Origin of the sequence: Providencia sp. PROV208, assembly GCF_028479465.1 — a bacterium.
Classification (GTDB): Bacteria; Pseudomonadota; Gammaproteobacteria; order Enterobacterales; family Enterobacteriaceae; genus Providencia; species Providencia alcalifaciens.
In genome coordinates this window covers 240,000-255,081 of the sequence record NZ_JAMPNS010000010.1, presented here as the reverse complement: position 1 = coordinate 255,081, position 15,082 = coordinate 240,000, and the positions used below count along the sequence as shown (strand labels likewise).

The window sequence follows — 15,082 nt, the reverse complement described above, 5'->3', positions numbered from 1 at the left end:
ACCTAAAAAAACAAGTATAAACACCCAACATTCCAAAGCATGCAAAATAATTAGATATCAATTACAAAGTCCAAATAAAATCTAAAGACTACCGTTAATCCTATATCCTTAATTGCACTTAAATTGTACGTTACTTTATCATTTAAAAAACGAAAGGTTTGTTATGTTCAAAAAATTACTTTTATCCATCATGTTAAGCGGTACGGTAGTATCTGGCGCTATCGCCAATTCAGCCTGCTTACCGATGACAAATCAGAGTTTAACTAAAAGTGGTCTACCTACCCCTAAAAATAGTACCGCTTATAGCAACTACACGGATGTGACAAACAGTGTTTTTAGTGCCATAACTAAAGATATGACTTCGGAAGAAAGAAATGATGTTGTTTGTACTAAAGATGCCTTTAGCTATTCTATCTATATGTCTAATGAACAGAAAATCGCCAACATTTGTGAAACTAAAAGTGGTTGCAATGATTTAAAAACAATTTTCCTTGTATTAGCTAACATTGATATTAATGAAGGTACTGAAGCTAAATTAAAAACAGCGATGACAAAATCTGGGATCACAGAAGCCAACATTAAAGATACCCCAGAAAAACTCGAGCGTTTTATTAGCCAATATGAAACTCAATTTACCAAGCATTTCGGTGACTTAGACTAAGATTGCCTTTCAAGAATTTCTTTTTGCAAAAATATTGCCTGTGTATAAATTCATAGGTAATGTTCCTGCAATACTTCCCTCAACAGAGAGATTCTCGATGTTACACCAACATTCCAACTCATGCTTGAATCTGAATCTGGATTCAAGCAATCATAAAAACATCGATTCGTTTGTCACTCCGCCATTCTCTTACCATGTCATTAGTGCTTATAACAATGCTTTAACTGAGTATCCTTGCATTTTATCTGAATGTGTTGATTTACAAGTTCTCAACTTATCTTGTAATCAATTAACCTATATTCCGACTTCATTGCAAAAACTGACTCAGCTGAAAATGCTCGATCTTGGGCACAATCAAATAACGCAAATACCGGATGTTATTGGTGAGTTGACTCATTTACAGTTTCTGTATCTGAGTGATAATGGCTTCGAAGAATTGCCCGATTCATTGAAAAAATTGAAAAATTTACGCTACTTCAATGCGACTGATAATAAGCTCAACCAACTTCCTGATTGCTTATCGCACCTCATTAATTTGCAGGAACTACGCCTATACAATAATCAAATTACAGATATTTCAGGTAAATTAAGTGGGTTAACTCAAGTGAGTGAAGTTCATTTAATGAATAATGCAATTCAGGAAATTCCTGATGATATCTTTTATTTAAAAAAGATCAGAATACTTGATCTGAATAACAACCAAATTCGTCATATCTCTCCCAATATAGCCCAACTGAAGAATATCACCACGCTCAATCTACGGTTTAATTCACTCACTCAGCTCCCTGACGCGATTGGTGAATTAGCCTCTTTACAGTATTTAGATTTGCGTGCTAACTGCCTCAGCAGCCTGCCAGATTGCCTACTTAACTTACCTCAGCTCGAAAAGCTGGATTTGCGATGGAATAATTTTTTGGTTAAGCCTCGTATTATTGACCAATTACAGGACCAAGGCTGCACTGTGTTTATTTAGTTTTCATCTGCTATTTATACAAAAAGCCCTCATAAATGAGGGCTTTTTCATCTTCACATCAGCAATATACGATGCTCTGATTAGAAGCGATATAAGCTGAAAGGTTTAGCATTGATAACCGGTTCTTTACCTAACAGTAAGTCCGCAGTGATTTCTGCTGAGACTGGGCTTTCAGTCATCCCCCAGCCAGTTGCTGTATTGATAACCAGACCTGGATATTCCTTAACTTCAGAAATAATTGGGTTTTCATCAGGTGCGATAGCCATTGCTCCACTCCATTGGTCAACTAATTTAGAGTCTTTAAATGCAGGGAACTCAGTTTTCAGTTTTTCCAGAGAAGCATTCAATTCTGGCAGATCCGGTAAAGCGGTCATGTCTCGGTTTTTCTCAAACGGAGACACTTCATCTAACTTCCAGCTCGTATCTTGTGTAAACGAGTTAATCAGTTGTTCATTTAATGAAATGTGTACTGGGAAGTCAGGCATCGCTAACAGTGGCAGATACTTATAGCCATAAGTGAAGGATTCTTTAACCACAGGCGCCACAATCACACGAGGAGACGTTGCATAAGTACCATCTGCTTGCTCACGGAAGAAAATATTCCCTGGAAGAGCGACGTTCCCGCCCGGTGCATTTGGTGCTGCGCTGATCAATTGCTGTGATTGATAAGCCGGTAATGTTGGAACATCTACGCCAAGATTTTGCATGAACAGACGAGACCAGACACCGCCAGCAACAACAACCTGAGACGTTTTGATCGCACCTTTTTCAGTCACAACATCAGAGATAACGCCAGCATGAGTTTCTAAACCGCGCGCTGCACAGTTGGTATAAATTTTAATACCAATTTTCTTCGCGTACTCAGCCATCACGAATGCAGTGACTTCAGCATCGAAGCTACCGGAATCTTCTTCGAAACCAGCAATTTTCCAGTCAGACTTCGCTCCACGAAGACGCTGATTTAGCTCGCTACCTTCAATGATTCTAGTTTTGAATGGAATATCTGAACCCACATTTTTACTTCTTTCGTCAATCCAGCTTCTTACATGAACCAGATCTTCTTCATCCAGAGGAACTTCTACACGACCTTGAGTACGGTAAGTGGTATCAACCCCCACTTTTGCATTCATTTCGCGCCAGCGATGTTTACCTAAATGGTGCAATAAGAAGGTTTCATCTGGCATTTTATAGGTGATAGCCTGACCATAGAAGCGTGAAGATTGCTCTCCCGCAATGTTACCTTTTTCGACGATAACAACAGATAAGCCACGCTCAGCAAGGTTGATTGCTGTCATTACACCTAAAATACCTGCACCAATAACAACCACATCAGATTGTTGTGGTAACGCACCTTCTGTACCTTCTACAAAGCCAAAACGTGGCTTACCTGGAACAAATCTCCCTTCGCGAGTCAACATCGGTGTTAAAATTCCAGCACCTGCAGCCACAGCGACTACAGAACCACCGATAATAAATTTTCTTCTAGTTATTGCCATTTCGACATGATTCCTTATACACGACCAATATTACTAATAAAAAACTATTCTATTTTATATTATTTGTTAATCATTCGTAAACTGATAGTAAATAGTGTTTATTATATTCACAACTCCATTTTTTTATCTTTAAAACTGCATAAAAACAATTATAAATATTATTTGTTAATTTTGACCTTTTAAAAATAATCCAATTTAATCATGCAATTAATCCAGCAGTACTGTGATATATTTAACCTTTTGATTTAAAAACATAATACATAAAAAATCATCTTTTTTAGATTATTATTCATTAGCAATTAATGCTTATTGTTATGAATTAGTCTAATTTAGAGATCAATATTATTGGTTAGTGCCTAGAAACCTCTAAATCTTGGCATTAAATACCTCTATTAGGCGTGAGAAATGACATATGGGTAGGCTATATACTGCAGAATCAGAATTGAATTCCGTGCATGATGATCACGAAACAAAAACGTTAGAGGTGGAGTATTCACAAAAAGGTAGCTATCAATATAGCAATGTTTCCTTTCACATTTACCAAGGCTTAATGGTTGCTGAAAATAAGCCACATTATTTAGAATGTTATGTAATGAAAAAATACGCTTTTATTAGGGTTTATTATTAGCCATTGTTGATCGCCATATATTGTTTATCACCATAAAGAGACCACCATCGTTATAACATTCTCACCATTACCGCATTATGAAGCACCATTCCTCTGACAGTCACTTTCTGCCGCTTAATGACTTCAAATTGGTTGATTTTAAAAAACATTTCAGCGGATAAGCTCACATGAGCCCATAATTTATTAATCCTCTTAAATTGGGCTACGTTGATAATCTGATGAATCAGTGCAGTGCCAATGCCACAACAAGGCTGAGCAACAAAAAAATGGTCAATATACCCATCATCTTGAAGGTCCGCATAGCCAACAATCTCATTCCCCCTATAAGCAACAAATGGCATTAATAAATCCATTTTATTTTGCCATTCCTCAGCCTTGAACATTTTTGGTGCCCAAGCATCAAGTTGTTCCTTCGTATAGTAAGAAGCGGCTATAGAATGAATGGAGGTATAAAATATTTTATGCAGTTCTGCTGCATCACTGGGTTTGTAGGGTTTTATATCTATTTTCATATCAATAATAATGGATAAGATTGAATTTAAGTTTTATGACCTAAGCTTGAACATCAGTGTCGTCGATTCCAAATTGCCGTTAACTGATAATGCAAACTGAGGTATCTCACCACTGATCTGCCATCCTAAAGAGCGATATAAATTGACCGTCATGCCCTTAGTCACCGTATCCAGTGTGAGAAGTGTTAACCCTGATTCCCACGCGATTTGTTCAACTCTACTCATCAATTGTTTTGCAAAACCGTTGCCTCTATAGCGAGGTAATACGAGTAATTTGCAAATTTCACCTCGGTGCTTACCATTTAATTTAGAGCATAAATCTAATCCTACAGTAGCGACAACTTGATTATTCACTTCCACCGTCACGAGCTTAAAAGCATGTGTTGTTAATGCACCATTAACGCCAATCCAATAATTTCTCATGTCATCAATCTGTGTCTCTGCATGGGTATACCCCACGCTCGCACCACCAAGAACACATTCATATAATAAGCGAGTCAATTCATCTATTTTGCTTTCATTTATTTTATCGTTATAGCATTGAATAATCATGTTGGTACCTGCGGCTATAGATGACGTCATATTTTGTATATAGAAAAACACATTTCACACAATACCAAGTGGCTATTGATATTCTCGATTTAACATATCAATTTAGTCATGTTGGATTTGACTTAAGATCTCCCTAAAATGAATAACCAACGGGCGTAAATTTGCCTTATGCCACACAGCCCAAAGCTGAGTCGTCATATTCATCCAAGGCACCTCTCGTACAATAGCCCCTTTCGGTAAATTATACCGCAAACCATTTTGTATCAATGTGACGCCAAGACCCGCAGCGACGAGACCTAATGCAGTTAACGGTTCTTCTGCCTCTAACCGAATATCCGGTCGAAACCCAGCTTTCACACAAGCAGCAACAAAATCATCCCTCGAATGTGAATTATCGTTGTTGTGTAAGACGGAAATCCACTGCTGGGCGGTGAGGTCTTCAGGGGTGATCTCCGCTTTTTCAGCAAGAGGATGATGATGAGGTATCGCAACGAGCATATGATCATTGAGTACTTGAAAATATTCTAACTCACTCTCTTTACCTTCAGGCGGTGTATCAACCATTGCAAAATCAAGGCTGCGTTGACGTAGCCCTTCTAATTGGCGTTCTGGTGTTTGACTATAAAGCGCAATATGCACATCAGGGCGCGAATCCCTCAACACACTCAGAGAACTAGGTAGAACGCCTGAATGCATGGCATTTTCAATGTAACCCACACATAGCCCACCATCTTCTCCTCGACCTAAGCGACGACCTAAAGATTCTAGGCGATTGGCGTGAGTGAGAAGTGAACGAGCTTCCGTTAAAAACGTTTGTCCATCAGACGTTAAACGGATCCGTTGCTGACTTCTTTCAAAAAGCATTAAGCCAAGTCTTTCTTCTAATTGAGAAATTTGGCGGCTTAATGGGGATTGGGAGATATGCAGACGCTCCGCTGCACGCCCAACATGTTCCTCTTCTGCTACAACAACGAAGTAGTTGAGTTGGCGCAGGTCAATCATAGTTGATTCCTTTAATGTCTCAAGTTAGATAAATTATGTCCTATCATGTCAGAACAAATCAACCTAATATTTCCACCACGACAGGATGGCACGCTGTCCTGAAATATTATGTTGCTGATAACAATCTAATTTATTAAGGAATAACAATATGAGTATTAAAAAACTACTGCCTAGCCAAATTGGTTTCGGTGGTGCACCACTCGGTAACATGTTCAGAGCTATCCCTGATGATGAAGCACTGGCAGCGGTACATGAAGCATGGAATTTAGGTATTCGTTATTTCGATACTGCACCACTGTATGGTTCCGGTTTATCTGAGATCCGCATGGGGGAAGCACTATCTCAATATTCACGAGATGATTATGTGTTGAGCACCAAAGTGGGTCGCATCATGCTAGATGAAATGGAAGATCCAGCAAAACGTGATTTCGGGGAAAAAGACGGTATTTTCGAACATGGTTTGAAAAACAAAATTCTGAATGACTACTCTGAAGATGCAACGTTGCGCTCTATAGAAGATAGTCTGAAACGTTTAAAAACAGACCGTATTGACATCGTCTGGATCCATGACCCTTCACAAGATTTCTACGGAGATAGCTGGTTAGAGCATTTTAATACAGCACGTACAGGCGCTTTCCGAGCGTTGACTCGTTTGCGCGAAGAAGGTGTGATTAAAGCTTGGGGCTTAGGGGTTAACCGCGTCGAGCCTTGTGAGTTAACGCTGGGTCTAGATGAGCCAAAACCAGATGCATTCTTATTAGCGGGTCGTTATAGCTTATTAGATCACAGTCGTGCACTTCAACGACTGATGCCCGAAGCATTAGAACACAACGTTGATATCGTTGTTGGTGGTCCATACAGCTCCGGTGTATTGGTCGGCGGCGAGCATTTTGAATATCAAAAAGCCTCTCCTGCTATTCATCAGCAAGTGGCGAAAATTTATCAAATTGCTCAGCAATTTAATGTTGATGTTAAAGCTGCCGCATTGCAATTTTCATTAGCTAACCCAGCCGTTGCTGCTGTGATTCCAGGCTCAAGCCGTCCAGGTCGTATGGCGGATGATTTAGCCGCATTAGCCACTAAAATCCCAGCTGAATTCTGGTTGGAAATGCAGCGCCAAGGTTTGATTGCCGCGAACGCACCGTTACCCATTCGTTAATTGCGCAACAATGAGTAGGTACGCATAGCCTACTCATCTTTAAGGATTGATATGAAATTAGATTTGAATAATCGCGTCGCTATTGTTAGCGGCTCAACATCGGGTATTGGTCTTGGTATTGCGCGTGGCTTAGCAAAAACAGGTGCAACGGTCGTGATCATCGGGCGTAGCCAGAGCAGTGTCACTAATGCCATGAACTCTATTAAAGATGGCGTACCTGAAGCAAAATTACGTTCGGTGATCGCTGACTTAGGGACAGAAGAAGGCGCTAAGGTGTTATTTAACCAAGAGCCGACTGCCGATATCTTAATTAATAATTTGGGTATTTTTAACAGCAATGACTTTTTTACTGTTCCAGATACTGAATGGTTAGATTTTTACAATATTAATGTACTTTCTGGTGTGCGCTTGTCACGTCACTACGCGCAACACATGGCTTCACAAGGTTGGGGGCGTATCATTTTTGTTTCCTCTGAATCGGGTGTTGCAATACCGAGTGACATGATCAATTACGGTGTGACGAAAAGCGCTAACCTCGCAGTATCGCATGGTCTCGCTAAGCGCCTTGCTGGAACAGGTGTGACGGTGAATGCAATCCTACCAGGACCAACCTTTACCGATGGATTAAAAGAGATGCTAACGGATGCTATGGCGAAATCTGGATTATCGGCTCGAGAACAAGCGGATGAGTTTGTCAGAAGCGCACGTCCAAGCTCCATAATCCAAAGAGCCGCAGATGTTGATGAAGTGGCTAATCTTGCTGTGTATTTAGCATCCCCCCTTTCATCTGCAACAACCGGCGCCGCATTGCGTGTCGATGGTGGTGTTGTAGATACACTTGCAATGTAACGAATTTTAAAATCAAAGGAAATTATTATGGCTAATACAACGGTTTCTATCGAAATTCCCGCTTCGCCTGAACAAGTTTGGCAATTAATGGGAGGCTTTGATTCGCTTCCTGATTGGCTTCCGTTTATACCTAAAAGTGTGGTGAGTGAAGGCGCTCGCGTGAGAAGCTTAACCACTTCAGACGGTGATACTGTCATTGAGCGGTTAGAAGCGTTTGACCACACAGGTAAAAATTATAGTTATTCGATTATTCAAGCGCCCTTCCCTGTCATTAATTATTTATCGAATATCAGTGTGCATGAAACTGAAAATAAACATGTATCTCATGTTGAATGGACTGGACGTTTTACACCCGTGAATGTCAGTGATGAAGAAGCAGTAAAATTATTTACGGGTATTTATCAAGATGGTTTAGAAGCATTAAAATCAAATTTTTAATTTATTTAATCTGTCTATATTTAATAATAATACCGATTATTCTCTTTTTAAGAAAAGAGTATTGCGAAGTTAACGCTATTAAATAACAACAAAAAGAATACACTGTACTCATCGCCTAAATCATTAGGTCAATTAAATTAAAGGATATTATTCAATGAAAACATTAAAAATGTTAGCAGCCGCTATGACTTTTTCTATTTTTTCATTCGGCGCTTTTGCTCAATCAGTCACCGCAACGAGTGATACACTTTCCTCTGCTGAAGCTATTATTGCGCAAAAAGCGCAAGAAGCAGGTGCTTCGGGTTATAAAATCACAAGCGCAAGAATGGGAAATTATGCAACAGTCAGCGCAGTATTAATTAAATAAAAATACGATTACAATAAAAGCCCTTTACAGGGCTTTTTATTAAATAAAAACTTATTTCAACTCTGTAATAACACCTTCCATTACAAAGAACTGACCATTCATCATCGTATAATAAGCGTATGACTTACCGAGTAAAAAATTATCACAATGCACAACAGTTGAATTGTCGCTTTCTTGCCAAGAAATCAAAAAATTATCTCCATCTACCGCTTTGGCAGTATATGGGACATGCATTATAGAACCTTTTAAATCACCATTTAAAAACTCAATAGTCACGGTTTTACCGTCAGTCGTATAGGTGTTTTTCACTTGCAATCCGTTATCCATTTCAATTTCAAATGACTTACCCAAGAAATAATATTTTTCTGTCATCACTAACCTCATTAAAAATAAAACAGCTGTTATTTTTAATATAGTACGTTACTAATGTATGATTGTTCTTTTATTTGCAATAGTCTTTTCTTTATAAAGAAACAATAGACAATGACATATCAATTATAATAAAAAATTCCCAAACATGTACCACGCCGCTACCTTTGCTTTTATCGCAAAATATTATTGTCATTATTCATATTTACTTCAGATGTCATATCCAGAAAATAATCACATCTAAACTCTATTTCTTATTTAAGGTTAATTATGAATACTCATCAATTTATAAATGAATCATTTTCTATTGGCATCGAATTACCCCTTGATAATGATTGGTCTTCAACAGGACAAATAAAACGTCAACAAGAAAATCGACCTTTTGGCGTACCGGATATGAAAGAACATGCATCTAGGATCAAGTTGGCGGATAAGTTAGGTTATCGCGCAGCTTGGGTACGAGATGTCCCTTTCTATGACCCTAACTTTGGTGATGCTGCTCAGGTATTTGAGCCATTTTCCTATCTGGGTTACCTCGCAGGGATCACTGAAAACATCTTACTTGGCACCGCCGCGATTGTTCTGCCTTTACGCCAACCTTGGCTAGTTAGAAAATCAGCAGCAACACTACAAACATTAAGTCATGAGCGCTTATTACTGGGTGTCGCGAGTGGAGATAGACCGATTGAGTATCCTCTTTTTGATGTTAACTACCCTGATAGAGGTAAATTATTCCGCCAACATGTTGATATTCTAACTGGCAAAAAAGACGCACAGTTACCCACTGGCGTACAAATTTTACCGGAACATCAGCCTATCCCATTATTTGTCGCGGGACTTGCTCAGCAATCGCCGGAATGGATTGGGCAACATATGCAAGGTTGGCTTGCCTACCCAGGTACCCCAATTGATCACACCGAAAGGGTTAAACTATGGCGCAATGTTGCGGGGAGTAAGCCGTATGTCAGCTTTATTCATCTTGATTTTATTGATGATATAAACGCGCCAATCCAACGCCACCGTTTTGGTGTAAAAACAGGTCGAAATGGATTGCTCAAAGAGTTAACCGCAATGAAAGCCGCAGGTGTTAACCACATTGGTTTACAATTTCGCCGTAATGAGCGCCCAATAGAAGAAACATTAGAAGACATTAGTCTGTCTGTCTTGCCAGAATTTCACCAATAGTCACCATAAAATGAGGGACGATACGCCATTTTATCTCCCTCTTTCAATGAGTCACATTTAAACACCGCTAACAATCCTTCCATTGATTATTGCGATTTTAATAGAAATCATTTGCTGATTTGGATAATTAACCCCTTAATTTTTTGTGACATACTTAACGAAATTCAGTCATATATTTCTAACTTATTATCGAGACAATAATGAAAATTAATCTTCCTCTATTTGCCCTTGCGCTCGGTGCATTCGGTATCGGCACGACAGAGTTTTCCCCAATGGGACTACTGCCTGTTATCGCAAATAGCACTGGAGTTTCTATCCCTGTAGCAGGGATGCTTATTACCGCTTATGCCGTTGGTGTGATGGTGGGCGCCCCAGTCATGACATTACTGTTATCTCATCAGGCAAGAAGAAAAGCGCTAATTATTTTAATGTCTATATTTACGCTTGGAAACGTCTTATCTGCGCTTGCACCCAATTATGAATTTTTATTGCTGTCACGAATTTTAACCAGTTTAAATCATGGTGCATTTTTCGGGTTAGGGGCCGTCGTTGCTGCAAGCGTTGTTCCTGTAGAAAAACAATCAAGTGCAATTGCCACGATGTTTATGGGATTAACTATCGCGAATATTGGGGGAGTTCCCGCTGCGACATGGATAGGGAATACGATAGGTTGGCGTTCGTCGTTTTTAATCACCGCCGGTTTAGGGGTCATCACGATGATTTTCCTATGGATATCACTTCCTAAAGGCAATGCTGGCGTGCGTCCTAATGTTAAACAAGAGCTATCTGTGTTGATGCGTCCACAAGTGTTACTTGCACTCTTAACAACCGCATTAGGCGCTGGTGCCATGTTCACATTGTACACCTACATAGCCCCAGTACTTGAGTATCTTGCAGATGCGAGTACAGGTGTGATTACGGTCATGTTAGTCCTGATTGGTGTCGGTTTCTCAATTGGGAACTATTTAGGTGGAAAATTTTCAGATCGTTCTGTCGATGGGACGTTAAAAGGATTTTTACTATTACTTGCCGCCATCATGTTACTAATGACATTTATAGCACAAAACTCAATAGGTGCTGCGTTCGCTATGGTCATATGGGGAGCCGCTACCTTTGGTGTTGTCCCGCCATTACAAATGCGAGTGATGCGTGTGGCAAGTGAAGCTCCAGGGTTAGCCTCTTCCGTGAATATTGGTGCATTCAACCTTGGAAATGCCATTGGTGCCGTTGCGGGAGGCGCTGTGATTTCGGGCGGATTATCTTATGCCTATGTTCCGGTCATGGGGGCAATTATTGCAGCCTTAGCATTAATTATCGTTTTGATAAATGCACATCAGCAAAAAACACAAACGAACTAATTCGCCTATCACAATTAGCCCTTCCGTAATGAGGGGCTAATTTTCTAATATTCCAACTTGAACATACTGGGTATCTACAAAGACTTGGGTGCACGCTAGAACGCGAATCCCACCCCAGATGCCCTTCGCCTCAAAATGCAGTGATGAATCGTGATTATTCGACTTTTCGCAAAAGTGTATTGTAGTGAGTGATATTTATCTTACATCTGCAATTGATTATATTTTTGTCATGTAGTGATGAATTAATCACGTTTTAAGACAGATTAACAAGAGATAAATACGGGAGCAGAATCATGTTATTTGAGCATTATAACTTACGTGGCTTACCATTAAAAAACCGCATTGTTATGCCACCAATGACTCGTTCACGAGCCGGTAAAGACGATATCGCCACTGAAATGATGGCTGAATATTATGCTCAGCGTGCCAGTGCTGGGCTAATCATTAGCGAAGGTACTCAAATTAGTCGCCAAGGGCAAGGCTATGCTTGGACGCCAGGTATCTACACACAAGCACAGATTGCTGGTTGGAAAAAAGTCACCGATGCCGTTCATCAAGCGGACGGTAAAATCTTCGCACAGCTTTGGCACGTTGGGCGCGTTTCCCACACCATTTTACAACCTGATAATGCCGCCCCTGTTTCCTCATCCGCTATTCAAGCTAAAGGGGTTAAAGTCTTTGTGGATACTGAAGGTCGTGGACCTGAAGATGGCGTTGGAGAGATGGTTCAACACTCCATGCCTCGCGCCCTTGAAACAGCAGAAATTGCAGGCATTGTTCAAGACTATGTTCAAGCTGCTCGTAATGCAATCGAAGCCGGTTTTGATGGTATCGAATTACACGCTGCGAATGGTTATTTAATCAATCAGTTTATTGATTCACGAGAAAATCAACGCGATGACGAATACGGTGGTTCATTGCAAAACAGATTGCGTTTTCTGCGTGAAGTGGCACAAGGCGTCTCCGATGCTATTGGTAGTGAAAAAGTGGGCGTTCGTTTAGCACCATTGACCACGCTGATGGGCTCTGAAGATGCGACACCAGAAGCAACTTATCTTGCCGCTGCCGCCGTCTTAAATGAGATAGGTGTTGCCTACATTCATATCGCCGAAGCAGATTGGGAAGATGCGCCAGTTATGCCAATGGCCTTTAAAGAAGCATTGCGTATTGTTTTCCACGGCACAATGATTTACTCAGGGCAATATACTGTAGAGCGTGCAGAGCAAGCATTAGCATCAGGTTCAGCTGATTTGATAGGGTTTGGGCGTCCATTTATTGCCAATCCAGATTTACCTTATCGATTAGAACATAACCTTCCGCTGAATGAACCAATAAGAGAATTGTTCTTTGGTGGTGGTGCTGCGGGTTATATCGATTACCCGACAGCCAAATAAGTGACTCACAATAGCCTCTGTTCATCAAACAGGGGCTTTTTATTATTTCCAATATAAATCAGAATATTATGATAAAAAGCATAGAATACGATAGCTGGCAATATGATGCCTCTCAGCATTCCGTTATCCAACGTACCTCGATAACAAGAGAATTAGCGGATAATGAGATCTTAATACAAAATGCCGCAGCAGGCATAAACCCCGTTGACTACAAATTTATCCAGAGTAACCCTCTCAACTGGGCTTCGGGGCATATCCCAGGCGTTGATGGAGCCGGTATTATTGTGTCTGTTGGACATAATGTAGCGCCTGAGCTGATTGGCCACCGAGTTTGCTACCATGCCCCTTTGTTAAAACCCGGTAGTTTTGCCCAATATACCATCCTCAATTCCAATAGTGTGATGATGATACCGGAAGAAATGTCATTTTCATTAGCGGCAGCGGTGCCATGCCCATTACTCACGGCCTGGCAATCCGCTGAAAAAGTTCCCGTGAATAACGGAGAAAGCGTATTAGTTTCAGGGCTTGGTGCGGTTAATCAATTTCTGGTGCAGATCCTGCGACAACGAGGTTTCCTTGTCGATGTTATCTCTGCGAGTGCCACACAAGACACCGCGGCAAAACTCGGAATTAACCAAATATTTAAGCAACATTCGAAGGTTGATAAAACCTATTTTGCTATCTTTGATGCCACGGGTCCCGAATATGCTTCTTTATTAGTTCCGCACCTCAAAGCGAATGGACATATTGTGTCTATATTAGGTCGAATTGAATCGCCTGTTGATCCTGCATTTACAACCGCCATTTCTTATCACGAAGTTGCCCTGGCAGCCATTCATCAGTTTGGCGAACCACTTGCAATAACACAATTAATGCTGGCAGGAGAAGCATTAATCAAACAAATAATGACGGGTGACTTAATATGTCCTATTCCCGATACGTTTTCATCAGAGCAACTTCCTCAAGCGCTATTACACAGTGAAAACGCTCACATTAAAACGGTAGTGACCTTTTAATACTTTGTCGTTTTACTTGCTATTGTTTTATTTAGTATTGTGTTACTTGTTGTTAGATTCGATAAAACAACGCATCCAACGTACACCATCAAACGTATACGTTGGTTTTTTCGACAAGCACACCCTCACTGTATTATCATCCCTCTCGAAATACGCATTTTTTATTGATCATATGAGCTGGCACGCGTTAAGCACCTCAGATCTGAAAGGAACTTTGAATGAAGGCTACATCTGACGAAGCACATGTATTTATTGAAGTCGTTGAACAAAAAAGTTTCACAAAAGCCGCGGATAAGCTAAATATCGCCAACTCTGCGGTCAGCCGAACGGTCAAAAAGCTGGAAGAGAAATTGGGCGTCAATTTACTCAAACGAACAACTCGACAAATTGATCTTACTGCGGAAGGTGAACTGTATTTTCAACGAATGAAAAATGTGTTGCAGGAAATGCAAACCATTGAGGATGAACTCCTTGATACACAAAGCTCGCCAAAAGGATTATTGCGTATTGATGCAGCAACGCCAGTCACTTTGCATCTCCTTATTCCGTTTGTTGCTATTTTTCGGCAGCAATATCCTAACATTGAATTATCACTCGTCTCTTCTGAGACATTTGTTAATTTAATTGAACGTAAAGTGGATATTGCAATCAGGGCTGGACAGTTGGCAGACTCAAGTTTGCGTGCCCGCCCCTTATTTAATAGTTACCGTAAAATAGTGGCCTCACCTCGATATATTGAAACAGCCGAAAAAATCACGTCTGTAGCCGATTTACGCCACCATACTTGCCTAACATTTACAGAGCCAACGTCACTCAATACTTGGCCAGTTAACACCGAAAATGGGCTATTAATTGATGTTGCTGATGGAATATCATCAAACAGTGGCGAAACATTATTGCAATTGTGTGTTAATGGCGAAGGAATTGCTTGTTTGTCTGACTTTATGGTGAACGAAGGGATTAAACGTGGAGAATTGATTGAATTATTACCTGATGAGATTCTGCCTATTCCATTGCCATTTCATGCTGTCTATTACAGCGATAAGGTCGTCAGCCAACGAATTCGCGCTTTTATTGACTGCCTGACGACCTATTTAGACCAGATTGGAAAGCCATGATTATG

17 protein-coding genes are annotated in these 15,082 nt (G+C 40.3%); 12 read left to right on the top strand and 5 right to left on the bottom strand.

What is annotated here, in order from left to right; genetic code table 11:
* Positions 1–163: 163 nt before the first annotated feature.
* Positions 164–661: a hypothetical protein gene (locus PR766_RS08980; RefSeq protein ID WP_006662092.1), complete on the top strand. Its 498-nt coding sequence runs from the start codon at positions 164–166 to the stop codon at positions 659–661.
* A 97-nt stretch (positions 662–758) separates the two neighbouring features.
* Complete coding sequence (locus tag PR766_RS08975; protein WP_154636141.1) at positions 759–1,634, top strand: leucine-rich repeat domain-containing protein; 876 nt, start codon at positions 759–761, stop codon at positions 1,632–1,634.
* A gap of 80 nt (positions 1,635–1,714) precedes the next feature.
* Here the strand turns inward: PR766_RS08975 and PR766_RS08970 are convergent, their stop codons facing one another.
* The gene (locus tag PR766_RS08970; protein WP_006657878.1) at positions 1,715–3,130 is read right to left on the bottom strand and encodes an NAD(P)/FAD-dependent oxidoreductase; all 1,416 of its coding nucleotides are present in this window, start codon (positions 3,128–3,130) and stop codon (positions 1,715–1,717) included.
* A 412-nt stretch (positions 3,131–3,542) separates the two neighbouring features.
* On the opposite strand from PR766_RS08970, the gene PR766_RS08965 reads away from it, so the two are divergent.
* Positions 3,543–3,758 (top strand): KTSC domain-containing protein, encoded by a 216-nt coding sequence (locus PR766_RS08965; RefSeq protein ID WP_036974768.1) that lies wholly within the window; start codon positions 3,543–3,545, stop codon positions 3,756–3,758.
* A gap of 50 nt (positions 3,759–3,808) precedes the next feature.
* Here the strand turns inward: PR766_RS08965 and PR766_RS08960 are convergent, their stop codons facing one another.
* The 3 genes from PR766_RS08960 to PR766_RS08950 all read right to left on the bottom strand — a co-directional run bounded on the left by PR766_RS08960 (position 3,809) and on the right by PR766_RS08950 (position 5,824).
* Positions 3,809–4,270 (bottom strand): GNAT family N-acetyltransferase, encoded by a 462-nt coding sequence (locus tag PR766_RS08960; RefSeq protein ID WP_006657876.1) that lies wholly within the window; start codon positions 4,268–4,270, stop codon positions 3,809–3,811.
* A 33-nt stretch (positions 4,271–4,303) separates the two neighbouring features.
* Positions 4,304–4,822, bottom strand: a complete 519-nt coding sequence (locus PR766_RS08955) for a GNAT family N-acetyltransferase (RefSeq protein WP_154636142.1) — start codon at positions 4,820–4,822, stop codon at positions 4,304–4,306.
* A gap of 102 nt (positions 4,823–4,924) precedes the next feature.
* Positions 4,925–5,824 carry a LysR substrate-binding domain-containing protein gene (locus PR766_RS08950; protein ID WP_006662095.1) on the bottom strand — a complete coding sequence of 300 codons (900 nt, stop codon included), beginning with the start codon at positions 5,822–5,824 and terminating at the stop codon, positions 4,925–4,927.
* Between the two features lie 148 nt (positions 5,825–5,972).
* Between PR766_RS08950 and PR766_RS08945 the strand changes: the two genes are divergently transcribed.
* The 4 genes from PR766_RS08945 to PR766_RS08930 all read left to right on the top strand — a co-directional run bounded on the left by PR766_RS08945 (position 5,973) and on the right by PR766_RS08930 (position 8,637).
* A complete protein-coding gene (locus PR766_RS08945; protein WP_006657873.1) occupies positions 5,973–6,983 on the top strand; it encodes an aldo/keto reductase in 1,011 nt (336 codons plus the stop codon).
* 51 nt (positions 6,984–7,034) lie between these two features.
* Positions 7,035–7,832: an SDR family NAD(P)-dependent oxidoreductase gene (locus tag PR766_RS08940; protein WP_006657872.1), complete on the top strand. Its 798-nt coding sequence runs from the start codon at positions 7,035–7,037 to the stop codon at positions 7,830–7,832.
* 27 nt (positions 7,833–7,859) lie between these two features.
* On the top strand, positions 7,860–8,270 hold the full coding sequence (locus tag PR766_RS08935) for an SRPBCC family protein (RefSeq protein WP_154636143.1): 411 nt from the start codon (positions 7,860–7,862) through the stop codon (positions 8,268–8,270).
* Positions 8,271–8,424: 154 nt separating this feature from the next.
* Complete coding sequence (locus tag PR766_RS08930) at positions 8,425–8,637, top strand: DUF1471 domain-containing protein (protein WP_154636144.1); 213 nt, start codon at positions 8,425–8,427, stop codon at positions 8,635–8,637.
* A gap of 51 nt (positions 8,638–8,688) precedes the next feature.
* Here the strand turns inward: PR766_RS08930 and PR766_RS08925 are convergent, their stop codons facing one another.
* Positions 8,689–9,009, bottom strand: a complete 321-nt coding sequence (locus PR766_RS08925) for a MoaF-related domain-containing protein (RefSeq protein ID WP_036965210.1) — start codon at positions 9,007–9,009, stop codon at positions 8,689–8,691.
* Between the two features lie 267 nt (positions 9,010–9,276).
* Here PR766_RS08925 and PR766_RS08920 point away from each other — a divergent pair, with 267 nt between their 5' ends.
* The 5 genes from PR766_RS08920 (at position 9,277) to PR766_RS08900 (ending at position 15,077) form a co-directional block, all read left to right on the top strand.
* Positions 9,277–10,191, top strand: a complete 915-nt coding sequence (locus PR766_RS08920; protein ID WP_154636145.1) for a TIGR03571 family LLM class oxidoreductase — start codon at positions 9,277–9,279, stop codon at positions 10,189–10,191.
* A gap of 200 nt (positions 10,192–10,391) precedes the next feature.
* Positions 10,392–11,549 carry an MFS transporter gene (locus tag PR766_RS08915; RefSeq protein ID WP_154636146.1) on the top strand — a complete coding sequence of 386 codons (1,158 nt, stop codon included), beginning with the start codon at positions 10,392–10,394 and terminating at the stop codon, positions 11,547–11,549.
* 293 nt (positions 11,550–11,842) lie between these two features.
* Positions 11,843–12,943, top strand: coding sequence for an alkene reductase (locus tag PR766_RS08910; RefSeq protein WP_006657866.1), 1,101 nt, complete (start codon positions 11,843–11,845; stop codon positions 12,941–12,943).
* A 68-nt stretch (positions 12,944–13,011) separates the two neighbouring features.
* Positions 13,012–13,959: an alcohol dehydrogenase catalytic domain-containing protein gene (locus PR766_RS08905; protein ID WP_036965215.1), complete on the top strand. Its 948-nt coding sequence runs from the start codon at positions 13,012–13,014 to the stop codon at positions 13,957–13,959.
* Positions 13,960–14,177: 218 nt separating this feature from the next.
* On the top strand, positions 14,178–15,077 hold the full coding sequence (locus tag PR766_RS08900; protein WP_006662101.1) for a LysR substrate-binding domain-containing protein: 900 nt from the start codon (positions 14,178–14,180) through the stop codon (positions 15,075–15,077).
* Positions 15,078–15,082: the final 5 nt, after the last annotated feature.

What these genes read in the sequence shown, in the direction of transcription:
- PR766_RS08955 (WP_154636142.1), bottom strand. Translation starts at nt 4,822, where the DNA reads ATGATTATTCAATGCTATAACGATAAAATAAATGAAAGCAAAATAGAT.
- PR766_RS08965 (WP_036974768.1), top strand. Translation starts at nt 3,543, where the DNA reads ATGGGTAGGCTATATACTGCAGAATCAGAATTGAATTCCGTGCATGAT.
- PR766_RS08975 (WP_154636141.1), top strand. Translation starts at nt 759, where the DNA reads ATGTTACACCAACATTCCAACTCATGCTTGAATCTGAATCTGGATTCA.
- PR766_RS08925 (WP_036965210.1), bottom strand. Translation starts at nt 9,009, where the DNA reads ATGACAGAAAAATATTATTTCTTGGGTAAGTCATTTGAAATTGAAATG.
- PR766_RS08945 (WP_006657873.1), top strand. Translation starts at nt 5,973, where the DNA reads ATGAGTATTAAAAAACTACTGCCTAGCCAAATTGGTTTCGGTGGTGCA.
- PR766_RS08905 (WP_036965215.1), top strand. Translation starts at nt 13,012, where the DNA reads ATGATAAAAAGCATAGAATACGATAGCTGGCAATATGATGCCTCTCAG.
- PR766_RS08950 (WP_006662095.1), bottom strand. Translation starts at nt 5,824, where the DNA reads ATGATTGACCTGCGCCAACTCAACTACTTCGTTGTTGTAGCAGAAGAG.
- PR766_RS08960 (WP_006657876.1), bottom strand. Translation starts at nt 4,270, where the DNA reads ATGAAAATAGATATAAAACCCTACAAACCCAGTGATGCAGCAGAACTG.
- PR766_RS08930 (WP_154636144.1), top strand. Translation starts at nt 8,425, where the DNA reads ATGAAAACATTAAAAATGTTAGCAGCCGCTATGACTTTTTCTATTTTT.
- PR766_RS08980 (WP_006662092.1), top strand. Translation starts at nt 164, where the DNA reads ATGTTCAAAAAATTACTTTTATCCATCATGTTAAGCGGTACGGTAGTA.
- PR766_RS08940 (WP_006657872.1), top strand. Translation starts at nt 7,035, where the DNA reads ATGAAATTAGATTTGAATAATCGCGTCGCTATTGTTAGCGGCTCAACA.
- PR766_RS08915 (WP_154636146.1), top strand. Translation starts at nt 10,392, where the DNA reads ATGAAAATTAATCTTCCTCTATTTGCCCTTGCGCTCGGTGCATTCGGT.
- PR766_RS08900 (WP_006662101.1), top strand. Translation starts at nt 14,178, where the DNA reads ATGAAGGCTACATCTGACGAAGCACATGTATTTATTGAAGTCGTTGAA.
- PR766_RS08970 (WP_006657878.1), bottom strand. Translation starts at nt 3,130, where the DNA reads ATGGCAATAACTAGAAGAAAATTTATTATCGGTGGTTCTGTAGTCGCT.
- PR766_RS08935 (WP_154636143.1), top strand. Translation starts at nt 7,860, where the DNA reads ATGGCTAATACAACGGTTTCTATCGAAATTCCCGCTTCGCCTGAACAA.
- PR766_RS08920 (WP_154636145.1), top strand. Translation starts at nt 9,277, where the DNA reads ATGAATACTCATCAATTTATAAATGAATCATTTTCTATTGGCATCGAA.
- PR766_RS08910 (WP_006657866.1), top strand. Translation starts at nt 11,843, where the DNA reads ATGTTATTTGAGCATTATAACTTACGTGGCTTACCATTAAAAAACCGC.